The 13,411-nt window shown below is 49.3% G+C and carries 12 protein-coding genes and 1 pseudogene; 9 read left to right on the top strand and 4 right to left on the bottom strand.

Features of this window, described 5'->3' with window-relative positions:
* Window positions 1-210: 210 nt before the first annotated feature.
* Window positions 211-1,062: a helix-turn-helix domain-containing protein gene (locus HMPREF9446_RS13830; protein WP_009126329.1), complete on the bottom strand. Its 852-nt coding sequence runs from the start codon at window positions 1,060-1,062 to the stop codon at window positions 211-213.
* Between the two features lie 152 nt (window positions 1,063-1,214).
* Between HMPREF9446_RS13830 and HMPREF9446_RS13825 the strand changes: the two genes are divergently transcribed.
* Window positions 1,215-2,171: a DMT family transporter gene (locus tag HMPREF9446_RS13825; RefSeq protein ID WP_009126328.1), complete on the top strand. Its 957-nt coding sequence runs from the start codon at window positions 1,215-1,217 to the stop codon at window positions 2,169-2,171.
* Between the two features lie 42 nt (window positions 2,172-2,213).
* Here the strand turns inward: HMPREF9446_RS13825 and HMPREF9446_RS13820 are convergent, their stop codons facing one another.
* Window positions 2,214-3,029 (bottom strand): carboxymuconolactone decarboxylase family protein, encoded by an 816-nt coding sequence (locus tag HMPREF9446_RS13820; RefSeq protein WP_009126327.1) that lies wholly within the window; start codon window positions 3,027-3,029, stop codon window positions 2,214-2,216.
* A gap of 270 nt (window positions 3,030-3,299) precedes the next feature.
* Window positions 3,300-4,064: an SDR family NAD(P)-dependent oxidoreductase gene (locus tag HMPREF9446_RS13815; protein WP_039969666.1), complete on the bottom strand. Its 765-nt coding sequence runs from the start codon at window positions 4,062-4,064 to the stop codon at window positions 3,300-3,302.
* Between the two features lie 209 nt (window positions 4,065-4,273).
* Here HMPREF9446_RS13815 and HMPREF9446_RS13805 point away from each other — a divergent pair, with 209 nt between their 5' ends.
* The 8 genes and pseudogenes from HMPREF9446_RS13805 to HMPREF9446_RS18780 form a co-directional block, all read left to right on the top strand.
* Window positions 4,274-5,665, top strand: a complete 1,392-nt coding sequence (locus HMPREF9446_RS13805) for a polyamine ABC transporter ATP-binding protein (RefSeq protein ID WP_009126324.1) — start codon at window positions 4,274-4,276, stop codon at window positions 5,663-5,665.
* A 133-nt stretch (window positions 5,666-5,798) separates the two neighbouring features.
* A complete protein-coding gene (locus HMPREF9446_RS13800; RefSeq protein ID WP_009126323.1) occupies window positions 5,799-6,572 on the top strand; it encodes an ABC transporter permease in 774 nt (257 codons plus the stop codon).
* On the top strand, window positions 6,569-7,360 hold the full coding sequence (locus tag HMPREF9446_RS13795; RefSeq protein ID WP_009126322.1) for an ABC transporter permease: 792 nt from the start codon (window positions 6,569-6,571) through the stop codon (window positions 7,358-7,360). The genes HMPREF9446_RS13800 and HMPREF9446_RS13795 overlap by 4 nt, the downstream gene beginning before the upstream one ends.
* Window positions 7,361-7,365: 5 nt before the next feature.
* Entirely contained in the window at window positions 7,366-8,697 is a 1,332-nt protein-coding gene (locus tag HMPREF9446_RS13790) for an ABC transporter substrate-binding protein (protein ID WP_009126321.1), read from the top strand.
* A gap of 29 nt (window positions 8,698-8,726) precedes the next feature.
* Window positions 8,727-9,890 carry an N-acetylglucosamine-6-phosphate deacetylase gene (gene nagA, locus HMPREF9446_RS13785; RefSeq protein ID WP_009126320.1) on the top strand — a complete coding sequence of 388 codons (1,164 nt, stop codon included), beginning with the start codon at window positions 8,727-8,729 and terminating at the stop codon, window positions 9,888-9,890.
* Window positions 9,891-9,909: 19 nt separating this feature from the next.
* Window positions 9,910-11,238, top strand: coding sequence for an MATE family efflux transporter (locus tag HMPREF9446_RS13780; RefSeq protein ID WP_009126319.1), 1,329 nt, complete (start codon window positions 9,910-9,912; stop codon window positions 11,236-11,238).
* A 94-nt stretch (window positions 11,239-11,332) separates the two neighbouring features.
* Window positions 11,333-12,007 (top strand): OmpA family protein, encoded by a 675-nt coding sequence (locus HMPREF9446_RS13775; RefSeq protein WP_039969663.1) that lies wholly within the window; start codon window positions 11,333-11,335, stop codon window positions 12,005-12,007.
* Window positions 12,008-12,102: 95 nt separating this feature from the next.
* Window positions 12,103-12,174, top strand: a pseudogene (locus HMPREF9446_RS18780) (monofunctional biosynthetic peptidoglycan transglycosylase); the annotation flags it as partial.
* A gap of 57 nt (window positions 12,175-12,231) precedes the next feature.
* On the opposite strand, the gene HMPREF9446_RS13765 reads toward HMPREF9446_RS18780, so the two are convergent.
* A complete protein-coding gene (locus HMPREF9446_RS13765) occupies window positions 12,232-13,374 on the bottom strand; it encodes a cytochrome d ubiquinol oxidase subunit II (protein ID WP_009126316.1) in 1,143 nt (380 codons plus the stop codon).
* Window positions 13,375-13,411 lie beyond the last annotated feature (37 nt).

The raw sequence follows: 13,411 nt of genomic DNA, 5'->3' as shown, positions 1-13,411 counted from the left end.
TAATTTTACCCCCTCAGGTTTTTACGTTGACCCATATAAAGTTTTAAATATCAGCATGGTAATTCTCTAAGGAGAATCCCAAGCGAATCACATAAGAGAAAAGCCAAACGGCGACAAAAAAAATGAAAGTTCCACAAAATCAATGTTTTGTGGAACTTTTTTTATTGCCTTTTGTATCCTTCAACATTCATCTTGTTACCAACGTAATAATCATTTTCCCTCACCAACAGGTAAGTGTATATCGTTATTTTTCTTTCTGTATTGCAAAGGGGTCATATGGTGATATTGTAGAAACAACTTATGCAAGTAACACGGATCAGTATAGCCCATTCTGTTTGAAATCTCCTTAATGCTCATTTGAGTACCAACAAGCATGTCTTCCACTGTTTTCAACCTGCTTTTTTGAATGTACTGTTTGAAATCCTCTCCAAAATTCCGTTTAAAGAAACGTCCTGCATAAGTGGGGGAAAGATGAAATTTTTCAGCCACAATATTCAATTTCAGAAGTTCTGGCTGGTGGATATGTTGCCTGATATATCTTAGCATATACTGCGCCTTGTCCGTATTGTCATGTTCCGGGGCTGATGTGGAAAGATTTCTTACAGCAAGCACAATAATGCTGTTCACGTAGTAGTTCAGCAGATAGTCTGACATCATTTTTTTCTCAGATACCTCCCTGACAACAAGTTCAATCAGGCAGTGAATCGTTTCCGCATCACCCTGCTGAAATCGGATACAGTATCCGGCTTGTATATCGAGAGCGTCCTCGGCATATCTGTTTATATAATCGGTCACATAATTCTCCGTAAACCGGATAAACAAATAACAGCTATGCGAACGGGTCTGAAACAGGTGAACCCTATTGGGCGGTATCAGACATAAATCAGCGGCGCAATAATCATGATGTTCTTCCCCGCCATTTACGGTATTGACCACAAAACTCCCCGTACCTTCCAGTATATAAGCCATTTCGAAAAAGGAATGCTGGTGCTCCCCTATCGGAAATGTATCGTGCTCCCTTAAAAGTATTTCAACGGGCTGATATAGATTTTCTTTCCACATAGTTTATTTTTCCATGTTTATAGTGCAAAAATACAATAATCTTCATTTCCATGACACTTAACTTTGCACAAAAAAATATCAGAAACGGCTCATGACAAACCCATTGACAACCGGAGAGACATAGAGGCCAGGTAAAGACATAACAATAGCATATGGAAAAGATTTGTTGGAAAGGACACGCCGCCATGTTCGGGGCGAATGCCATGTGGGGGCTGATGTCTCCCATATCCAAGTTTATCATGTTGGGAGGAACAGTCACGCCTCTTGTCGTAACAGATTTACGTATCGGGGGCGCAATGATTCTCTTCTGGATAACTTCTTTTTTTCAAAAACCGGAGCATGTCAGCCATAAGGACTTGGCAAGCCTGTTTGTTGCCGCCCTTTTAGGTATCGTATTCAATCAAGGGTGTTTCATATTCGGTGTCAGTCTAAGTTCACCCGGTGATGCCTCCATCATTACTACCAGTATGCCTCTATGGGCCATGGTACTGGCAGCATTGATACTGAAAGAGCCCATTACCGGCAAGAAAGTGCTGGGCATTGCAGCCGGAGCAAGCGGTGCGCTGTTACTGATACTTGGAAACGGACAGAACGGGCAGGAAACATCGGCAACTACAGGCGGCACAATGATATGGGGTGATTTGCTGGTGTTGCTGGCGCAGTTCTGCTATGCCCTTTACATTGTATTGTATAAGGATTTTGTGAACAAATATTCGCTGGTGACTATTATGAAGTGGATGTTCACCTATGCTTTCATATGCATCCTGCCATTTTCCGCCGATAGCCTGATGCATACGGACTGGAGCGGCCTGCATCTTCCCGAACTGGGCGGCTTGTCCTTTATTGTTGTGGGAGCTACCTTCCTCAGCTATATGCTGATCGTGGTCGGACAGAAAAACCTCCGCCCGACCGTAGCAGGCATGTACAACTATATCCAGCCGCTTGTAGCCTGCATTGTTGCTGTCTGCTGGGGGATGGACTCTTTCAATTTTATCAAGGGGATGGCAGTTATCTTTATTTTCGGCGGTGTCTATCTGGTTACTTCAAGCCGAAGCAGGAAGGAACTGGAATCCTATAAAGCCATACGCACAAAGGAGGAAGCCGGATAAAAAACTCCCGCAATTGCTTGAATTACGGGAGTATGGACGATATTATTCAAGTTTATCGTATTCTTCATCCGTCACCGGTTCCAGCCACTCATTAGAAGTATTCTCACCGGGAACCTCAAAAGCAAGATGGGCAAACCAACCATCAGAAGCGGCGCCATGCCAGTGCTTCACGTTAGCCGGAATATGGATGACCGTACCGGGCAGAATCTCCACTGCCGGCTTGCCTTCTTCCTGATACCACCCACGACCGGCAACACCGATAAGCATCTGTCCGCCGCCTTTAGTAGCGCGGTGTATATGCCAGTTGTTACGGCAGCGAGGCTCGAAAGTGACGTTAGAGACGGAAACCTGCTCGCGCGATACGGGAGCAAGATAGCTGTTACCGATGAAGTACTCCGCGTATGCAGTGTTCGGTTCTCCAATGGGAAAAAGCATCTCACGCTGGAACGTGGCTTTGGCATCTTCACCGGTGGCGTCCTCTGCCCATACGCCTTTGGCGAGGTTGAACGCCGCCCAAGCCTTCGGCCAACCCGCGTAGAAACCGATATGGGTAATGATTTCGGCGATTTCGGTACGGGTAATACCGTTCTTCTTTGCCGACTGGAGGTGAAACACGAGCGAATTGTCCGTAATCCCCTGACTGATAAGGGAGGTAACCGTTACTAAACTGCGGTCACGCAGGCCGAGCTTGTCGGTGCGGCTCCACACCTCGCCAAAAAGGACATCATCGTTGAGTTCCGCGAATTTGGGGGCAAACTCACCGAGTTGGGTGCGCCCTGCCGTCTGTACAATCTTTTCCTGTGCCATAACATTGAATGTTAAAATACTGAATACTGAAATTAAAAAAATCCTGTTCATAGCCGTTCTATTTCATGGTTCTTTTTCTGATTGCAAATTTACTGCGATTGAACAAGTCGGCTTGTATATGATTTACGGATATTTATACCCAAATCCCCGATTCAGTAATAAAGCTATATGTAATGTTATTCAAATGAACAACTTCCGCCCAATAGAAATGAAAGAAAAGCTTATGGTACAATGGTTTCAAAGTTCACCTTTACGTTGTTCAACCTCACCTTTACGACGCTGAAGGATTTCCCTTCATTTCTTCAAGATAAACAGAGCGTCTTATTTCTGCTTGTAGGTGATGGTCCCCGTAGCTTGATTCGTAGGCATCACCAACACTTCGGCTATCTGGATATGTCCGGGCACGGCAGCGGCAAAATAAACCACTTCGGCAATATCGTCACCGTCCAGCGGGCGAATTCCTTTATATACATTATCCGCAGCCTCCTTGTCACCCCGGAAACGCACCACAGAAAAGTTGGTCTCCACCAGTCCCGGCTTGATGTTCGTCACACGTACAGGGGTATCTACCAAGTCGATGCGCAGTCCGTCTGAAAGCGCCTTGACGGCAGCCTTGCAAGCGCAATACACGCTTCCTCCCGGATAGGCGTAATCACCGGCAATGGAACCCATATTGATGACATGGCCGCGCCCGCGCTCTACCATGCCGGGAACCACAAAACGAGTCATGGCAAGCAATGCCTTCACATCCGTGTCAATCACTACATCCCATTCGTCAAGATTGCCTTCGTGCTCCTTGTCAACGCCGATAACAAGTCCGGCATTGTTTATCAATATATCGATTTCCTTCCATCCGGCAGGCAACGAGTCAAGAGCCATCCGGGCAGCCTGACGGTCGCGTACATCAAAAGGCAGCAGGAAAACATCGGCATGGTATTTCTCTTCCAGTTCCTGTTTCACGGCAACCAGTTTCTCCACATTACGCCCGTTAAGAATAAGGCGGTAACCGTTCATGGCAAATTTACGCGCACAACCTTCGCCTATTCCTGAAGAGGCTCCGGTGATAAGTACAATTTTCTTTTCCATCTTGCTATTTTTAAGTTCTAAATCCATATCAGAGTACAAAAATACTTTTCTTTTGCATCAAGGCTGCATTTCCGGGACTTTTTCTTTTCGGACTCCTCTTCTTTTTGGGCAAACAAAAGAAAAAGTACAAGAATTTATGTACCTTTGCCTCCGCTTTTTTTAAAGCTTGAGATTTGTTTAATCTGTTTAGATAAACTTTAGAAACGCTTATGCAAAAGTCCGACTGCATCATCGGTGTGGAACATGTATCAAAATTTTTTGGCGACAAAGCCGTGCTGAATGATGTAAACTTGTCTGTCCGTAAGGGCGAGTTTGTTACAATATTGGGACCGTCCGGTTGTGGAAAGACAACCTTGCTGCGCCTCATAGCAGGTTTCCAGACAGCATCGGAAGGAGTAATCACCATTGCCGGAAAGGACATCACCCAGACACCGCCGCACAAACGGCCGGTGAATACCGTATTCCAGAAGTACGCCCTTTTCCCCCACCTCAACGTATTCAACAACATAGCCTTTGGCCTGAAGCTGAAAAAGATGCCCGCAGCCACTATCGGGAAGAAAGTGAAACAGGCACTCCGCATGGTAGGCATGACCGACTACGAGGACCGTGACGTAGATTCACTCTCCGGCGGACAGCAACAGCGTGTAGCCATTGCCCGTGCCATTGTCAACGAACCGGAAGTGCTGCTGCTCGACGAACCGCTTGCCGCACTGGACCTGAAGATGCGCAAGGACATGCAGATGGAATTGAAGGAAATGCACCAGAAACTGGGCATCACCTTCATTTACGTGACCCACGACCAGGAAGAAGCGCTGACCCTGAGTGACACCATCGTCGTGATGAGTGAGGGGAAGATACAACAGACGGGGGTGCCTACCGATATTTACAACGAGCCTATCAACTCCTTTGTGGCCGACTTCATCGGTGAAAGCAACATTCTGAACGGTGTCATGATCAAAGACAAGTCCGTCACTTTCTGCGGACACGACTTTGAGTGTGTCGATGAAGGTTTCGGCGAACAGACACAAGTGGATGTCGTCATCCGTCCGGAAGACATTTATATCTTCGACATTTCCGATGCCGCCCAACTGACAGGTACCGTCACCAGCTGCATTTTCAAGGGCGTGCATTACGAAATGCTGGTACAGACGCATGAGGGCTACGAACTCATGGTGCAGGACTACCACAGCTTTGAAGCCGGACGCGAAGTCGGCCTGCTGGTAAAGCCTTTCGACATCCACGTCATGAAGAAAGAGCGTACCTGCAATACCTTCGAGGGCAAGTTGACAGACTCCACCCACGTGGAATTCCTGGGCTGCAGCTTCGAATGCAGGGAAGTGACGGACATCGCCCCCGAAAGTCCCGTTCTTGTGGAAATCGACTTCCAGAACGTCATTCTCGAAGACAATGAAGAGGACGGACGACTGACGGGTGAAGTGAAATTCATTCTTTACAAGGGAAACCATTACCACCTTACGGTGTTTACCGACTGGGACGAGGATATCTTCGTCGATACCAATGACGTGTGGGACGACGGTGACCGCGTGGGCATCACCATCGCACCGGAAAACATACGGGTAAAGCCCCGGCCTCTCTCCTAAGGCAAGGAGAGAAATCAGCAGAGTAAAGGAACTACTGCTTTTCCTTGAAAGATAGTAAAGAGACATTTTTAATATTCACTATAAGTAATAAATATGACTCATGTCATCAAAATATTCTCCCGCTTCATTCTTCATGCGCCGGCGTAACTGGACGGTACCCTATGCGCTGTTTCTGCTTGTATTTGTAATAGTGCCGCTGCTGCTCATCGTGCTGTATGCCTTTACGGATGCCGAAGGTGCTTTCACCCTTGCCAACTTCCGCAAATTCATGATGCACCCCGAAGCGCTGAACACATTTGTCTATTCCATCGGAATCGCCGTAATCACGACCCTGGCCTGTCTGCTGTTGGGCTATCCGGCTGCCTACATCCTCAGCCAGAAGCAATTCAATACCTCCCGCACCATGGTGGTGCTCTTCATCCTGCCCATGTGGGTGAATATCCTCATACGAACCCTTGCCACCGTGGCTTTGTTTGATTTTCTGAACCTGCCGCTGGGCGAAGGCGCATTGGTATTCGGCATGGTCTATAACTTCCTGCCTTTCATGATTTACCCCATATACAACACCCTGCAGAAGATGGATCACAATCTGATAGAAGCTGCACAGGACCTCGGAGCCTCCCCTGTGAAGGTATTCGGGAAAGTAATCCTTCCCCTCTCCATGCCGGGCATCATGAGCGGTATCGTGATGGTTTTCATGCCCACGGTATCTACCTTCGCCATTGCCGAACTGCTGACGATGAACAACATCAAACTGTTCGGAACCACGGTACAGGAGAATATTTATAACGGAATGTGGAACTACGGAGCCGCCCTCTCGCTCATCATGCTGTTGCTGATAGGCATCACCATCCTCTTTACCAACGAAGAAGACGGCGCATCCAATGAAAGCGGAGGTGTGATATGATGACACGTATTCTTGCCAAAGGCTATTTGTGGCTGCTGCTGGCGCTGCTCTATTCGCCTATCTTGATTATCATGATATTCTCGTTTACCGAAGCCAAGGTACTGGGCAACTGGACGGGATTCTCTACCAAACTGTACAGCTCACTCTTCACGGGCGGCATGCACCACTCGCTGATGAGTGCGATAGGAAACACCTTTGTCATCGCACTGATTGCCGCCACCGCCAGTACCCTCCTGGGCAGCTTTGCAGCCATCGGCATCTTCAACCTCCGGCAGCGCACCCGGCAAGTGATGAACTTCGCCAATGCCATTCCGATGATGAACGCAGATATCATCACGGGTGTATCGCTGTTTCTGCTTTTTGTCAGTTTCGGCATATCGCAGGGCTTTACGACGGTGGTACTGGCGCATATCTCCTTCTGTACCCCCTACGTGGTTCTCAGCGTCATGCCACGGCTGAAGAAGATGAACCAGAATGTATATGAGGCTGCCCTCGATTTGGGAGCGACCCCGTTCCAGGCATTGCGCAAAGTCATTATGCCGGAGATACTGCCGGGAATGATAAGCGGGTTTATCCTTGCCTTCACTCTCTCCATCGACGATTTTGCAGTAACCATCTTCACCATCGGAAACGAAGGGCTTGAAACTCTCTCCACCTACATCTACGCCGATGCACGCAAAGGCGGCCTGACACCGGAGCTACGCCCGTTGTCAACCCTCATTTTCGTTACCGTACTGGTACTGCTGATTGTCATCAACAAACGTGCCGAAAAGTCGAAAAAAGAATAAAAGGAATGAAAAGACTAACGAACCTACTGATTCTACTGTGCTGCATCGCAATGTTCGCCTCCTGCGAGCATTCCAACGAAAAACGCAGCCGCATATTGAAGATATACAACTGGGCAGACTACATCGACGAAGATGTCCTTGCCGAGTTTCCTGCCTGGTACAAGCAGCAGACGGGAGAAGAGATCCGTATCATCTACCAGGTGTTCGACATCAATGAAATCATGCTTACCAAGATTGAACGCGGACACGAAGATTTCGATGTCGTATGCCCGTCGGAATATATCATCGAGCGTATGCTGAAGAAGGATCTGCTCCTTCCGATTGACCGTAATTTCGGGAAGACTCCGGATTATCTGCCCAATGTCTCTCCCTACATCCAGAAAGAACTGAACAAAACCAGCCAGCCGGGACGTGTCACCACAGATTATGCCGTACCGTATATGTGGGGAACCGCCGGCATACTCTACAACAAGAATTTCATCAGCAAGGAAGAAGCCGGCAGCTGGCATTGCCTCTGGAATTCCAAGAATAAAGGTAAAATCCTGATGAAGGACAGTTATCGCGACGCTTACGGCACTGCCATTATCTACGCCCACGCCAAGCAACTGGCAGACGGCACCGTCACCGTGGAACAACTGATGAATAACAACTCTTCCAAGGCGATTGACCTCGCAGAAAAGTATCTGAAAGCCATGAAGCCCAACATCTCCGGCTGGGAAGCCGACTTCGGCAAGGAGATGATGACCAAAAATAAAACCTGGCTCAACCTGACGTGGAGCGGTGACGCTGTCTGGGCCATCGAAGAAGCCGCCGCCGTAGGGGTAGACTTGGATTACGAGGTTCCGCAAGAAGGCAGCAACATCTGGTACGACGGTTGGGTCATCCCTAAATATTCAAGGAACGTAAAGGCGGCAAGCTACTTCATCAACTACCTCTGCCAACCCGGAATAGCCATGCGCAACATGGATGCCATCGGTTATGTCAGTGCCGTGGCAACGCCCGAAATCCTGGAAGCGAAGACCGACACGACCCTAGAGCAATTCTCCGACCTGAGCTATTTCTTCGGTCCGGGAGCTGACAGCATACAGATCAACCCCGTCCAGTATCCCGACAAGAAGGTCGTGCAACGTTGCGCCATGATACGCGACTTCGGCGACCGTACCGAACTGGTCCTCGAAATGTGGAGCCGTGTGAAAGGCGACAATCTCAATACAGGAATCGTATTATTGATATTCTCCGTATTCGGTGTATTGTTTGTCTGGCTGGTATATGCCAAAATCCGGAAATACAAACAGCAACAGCGCCATCGCCGGAGAAGAAGAAAAAGAACAACCTAATTCATAAATCTAAAATCATAAATCTCAAAATGCTGACTCAGATTATAAACGGACGTATATTCACCCCGCAAGGCTGGCTGAATGAAGGTTCCGTCCTGATGCGGGACGGAAAAATCCTTGAAGTAACAAACTGTGACCTCGCACTGATCGGTGCCCGGATGATTGATGCCAAAGGCATGTACATCGTTCCGGGATTCGTGTGCATGCACGCGCATGGCGGTGGCGGGCACGACTTTACGGAATGTACCGAGGAGGCTTTCCGTGGTGCCGTCAACGCACACTTGCGCCACGGGGCCACAAGTATTTTCCCTACCCTCTCCTCTTCTCCTTTCAGCAAGCTGCACCAGGCGGCGAAAATCTGCGAACAACTGATGGAAGAACCCGAAAGCCCCATACTGGGACTGCACATAGAAGGCCCTTACCTCAATCCCAAAATGGCGGGAGAACAATTTGCCGGACAAGTGAAGGAAATCGACGAGAATGAATACAAGGAACTTGCAGAAAGCACCCGGTGCATCCGCCGTTGGGATGCCTCTCCCGAACTGCCGGGAGCCCTGGACTTTGCACGCTACCTGCACGACAAGGGCATTCTCGTTGCCGCTTCCCATACCGAAGCCGAATATGACGGCATCAGGGAAGCCTACGAAGCAGGATTCACCCATGCGGCACACTTCTACAATGCCATGCCCGGCTTCCATAAGCGCCGTGAATACAAATATGAGGGAACCGTAGAAAGTGTCTATCTGACAGACGGGATGACCATCGAACTCATTGCCGACGGTATCCACCTGCCCTCTACCATCCTCCGGCTTGCCTACACGCTGAAAGGCGTAGAACATACCTGCCTAGTGACCGATGCCCTCTCCTATGCCGCCTGTGAAAGCAAGGAAATCAAGGACCCGCGCATCATCATCGAAGACGGCGTGTGCAAACTTGCCGACCGTTCAGCCCTGGCAGGCAGCATCGCCACTACCGACATGCTGATCCGCACCATGGTAAAAGCCGGCGTTTCTTTGGGAGACGCCCTGCGGATGGCCTCTGAAACCCCTGCCCGTATCATGGGAGTGTTTGACCGCAAAGGCTCTCTCCAGAAAGAGAAAGATGCGGATGTACTGATCATGGACAAGGACCTCAACATCCGCGCTGTATGGCAAGGCGGAAAATTAGTGGAGGAGACAAACACATTGTTCTAAGAACGATTGCCGGTTAGTGATGCAGGGAACAAAGAATCTGACTCAAGGCCCCATCAACCGCCAGCTGTTCAACCTGGCGATGCCTATTATGGCTACTTCGTTTATCCAGATGGCATACAGCCTCACGGATATGGCATGGGTAGGAAGGCTGGGCAGCGAAGCGGTGGCAGCCGTAGGGGCGGTAGGTATCCTGACATGGATGTCGGGCTCCATCGCCCTTCTCAACAAGGTCGGGGCCGAAGTCAGCGTAGGACAGTCTATCGGGGCAAGGAGCGAGGAAGACGCACGCAGCTTTGCTTCCCATAACATCACAATCGCTCTTATCATAGCCGTCTGCTGGGGAGCCGTATTATTCCTGTTTGCCCACCCCATCCTGCGTATCTTCGAATTGAAAGCAGACATCACGGCCCATGCGGTCACCTATCTGCGCATTGTGTCAACAGGCTTGCCTTTCGTGTTCCTGTCCGCTGCCTTCACCGGCATCTACAATGCAGCAGGGCGCAGCAAAACCCCGTTTTACATCAGTGGAACGGGACTGGTCATGAACATCATTCTGGATCCCCTCTTTATCTTCGGCTTTGGCTGGGGAACAGTGGGGGCCGCACTTGCCACATGGCTGTCCGAAGCGACGGTATTCGGAATCTTCGTCTATCAATTACGCCGCAGGGACGACCTGTTCGGCGGTTTCCCCTTCCTCACCCGCTTGAAGAAGAGATACACAAGACGCATCTTCAAATTGGGTTTGCCCGTAGCCACGCTGAACACGCTGTTTGCTTTCGTCAACATGTTCCTCTCACGGACTGCCTCGGAACAGGGCGGACATATCGGACTGATGGCTTTCACTACCGGCGGGCAAATAGAAGCCATCACCTGGAATACCTCACAAGGCTTCTCGACCGCACTGAGCACATTCATCGCACAGAACTATGCCGCAGGGCGGACATCACGCGTAAAGCAGGCATGGCGCACCACCATGTGGATGACGGGTGTATTCGGGACAATCTGCACACTGGCATTCATCTTCTATGGCAGTGAAATATTCTCCGTCTTCGTGCCCGAAGCGGAAGCCTATCGTGTGGGTGGCGACTATTTGCGCATAGACGGCTATTCACAGGTGTTCATGATGCTGGAAATCACGATGCAGGGAGTATTCTACGGTTTAGGGCGCACGGTGCCTCCCGCCGTTGTCAGTATCGGATGCAACTATATGCGTATTCCGGCAGCGCTGTTCCTGGTACACATGGGCATGGGAGTGGACGCCATCTGGTGGGCGGTTTGCGGAACGACGGTTGCCAAAGGAATCATCCTTACCACCTGGTTTCTGATTATCAAAAGGAAAATTCTCTAAAAAAAGTACAATGAAAAACTTTATGGAGGATAACGGTGTTATTATATACATAAATTTGCAAGATATTAAGTTAAACCAACTAATAGGTAAAAATATGAAGAAAATGAAATTTACAGCGTTGCTGTTATGCAGCGCTTTACTGCTGGGCAGTTGCAGCACAATGAACAATACCACTAAAGGTGGAGTGATAGGCGGTGGATCGGGCGCAGCGGCGGGAGCTATCATCGGCGGCCTTATCGGCAAAGGAAAAGGAGCAGCCATCGGTGCGGCAGTCGGCGCAGCCGTCGGTACGGGTGCAGGTGTAGCCATCGGTCATAAGATGGACAAGAAAGCCGCCGAAGCCGCCAAGATTGAAGGAGCACAGGTAGAGCAGGTTACCGACAACAATGGCCTGCCCGCCGTGAAAGTGTCCTTTGCGGCAGGTATCCTATTTGCATTCAATTCTTCTGCTCTCAGCAATGAAGCCAAGTCTTCCCTGCGTGAGCTTGCACAGATTCTGAAAGAGGACCCTACTACGGATATTGCCATCATCGGACACACCGACAAGGTAGGCACTTATGAAGCCAACATGAAAGTTTCAAAGAATCGTGCTTATTCTGTAGAGAACTACTTGCAGGACTGTGGCGTCTCTCCTGCACAATTCAAAAAGGTAGAAGGTGTGGGATATACGGAATATGATGACAACCTGTCGGCAGATCAGAACCGGCGCGTAGAAATTTATATGTATGCCAGCGAGCAGATGATCAAAAATGCAGAAGCCGGAAAATGACAATCAAAAGCCTCATCTTTCTCCCCCCACTCTTCCGGAGAGAGGAGAAAGGTGAGGACACACAACACATCGTACCAATCTATATCACTCTGCTGATGGTTATCCGCAGTGTACAGCAGCTGTTCAAGGGAGAGAGTCCCGCATGGCATCACACGTGGATACCCTTTGTAGAAAGCAGCGGATAAATCCGCAAAGAAAAAGAAGAAGGGAAAATAACACCGGGACTAATAAGCATGCCCTCCTTCTTTCATCTCCCTGGCATCAATCTTCCGGTTGTCAATGCTGCGCCACGCGTAGAAGATATAAGCCAAGACGAAAGGAACCAAGATGGAAACATAAGCCATCACTTTCAAGGTGAACAGGCTTGAACAACTGTTTGCCAGTGTCAACGAACTCTGCAAGTCGCTGGTCGAAGGATAATAAGCTGTATTGTTATAGCCGGCAACAAGCAGCAGGGCAAGGACCGTGAGCACCGTACCCGCCCCTGCAAACCAGATACCTTTATCAAATGCAGGCTTCCACAAGGTACGGATTATTCCCCAAAGCACCGCCACTACCCCCGCCAGGAATACCGCCAGCACTACCGGCATCTCTATGAAATTCGTCAGATACTTATAGGGTTCCATAAAGACCTCACCGGTTTCGGGATTCACCGCATATCCGTCGGCCACCAATGTACGGATGACAAATGACAGGAAGAAAACAAGGAACAGTCCCGTGTTTCCCCATAATGAACGGCGGCAACGGGCTACCAAATCTCTGTCGGCAATGTTATTGATAAAATAGAGCGAGCCCAGAATACGTGCCAGGAAGAATACCGCCAGGCCCAATACCACATTCCAGGGATTGAGCAGCGCATCCAAGCCATGCCAACCGTTTGCCCACCGGCTGATGACCGGCATCATCGTATCTGCAATGTTTCCTTTATTGATATAGAACTCCGATCCCGTGAAGAAGGTAGCCACAGCGCCGCCCAACAGTACCGGGCCTACCACACCGTTGATTACCAGGAAAGCGCGGTAAGTAGTTTTACCCAACAGGTTCCCGGCCTTCGACTGGAACTCGTAACTGACCGCCTGCAGCACAAAACTGAACAGGATAATCATCCATAACCAGTATGCCCCGCCGAAACTGGTACTATAGAACAGCGGGAACGAAGCAAAGAATGCTCCGCCGAACGTGACGAGTGTCGTAAACGTAAACTCCCACTTGCGTCCCGTAGAATTTATCATCATCTTACGTTGTTCCTCCGTCTTGCCCAGACAGAACAAAAGTGAATTACCTCCCTGTACAAACAACAGGAATACCAAGAGAGCCCCCAATAAGGAAACTACAAACCACCAATATTGTTGAAGAAATGAATACATAATGTTATTAGTTAAGCCTCACCCCCGGTCTCCCTCT

The organism is Bacteroides fluxus YIT 12057, assembly GCF_000195635.1.
Classification (GTDB): domain Bacteria; phylum Bacteroidota; class Bacteroidia; order Bacteroidales; family Bacteroidaceae; genus Bacteroides; species Bacteroides fluxus.
The sequence above is the reverse complement of the archived record's forward strand: the minus strand, read 5'-3'. Positions and strand labels throughout refer to the sequence as shown.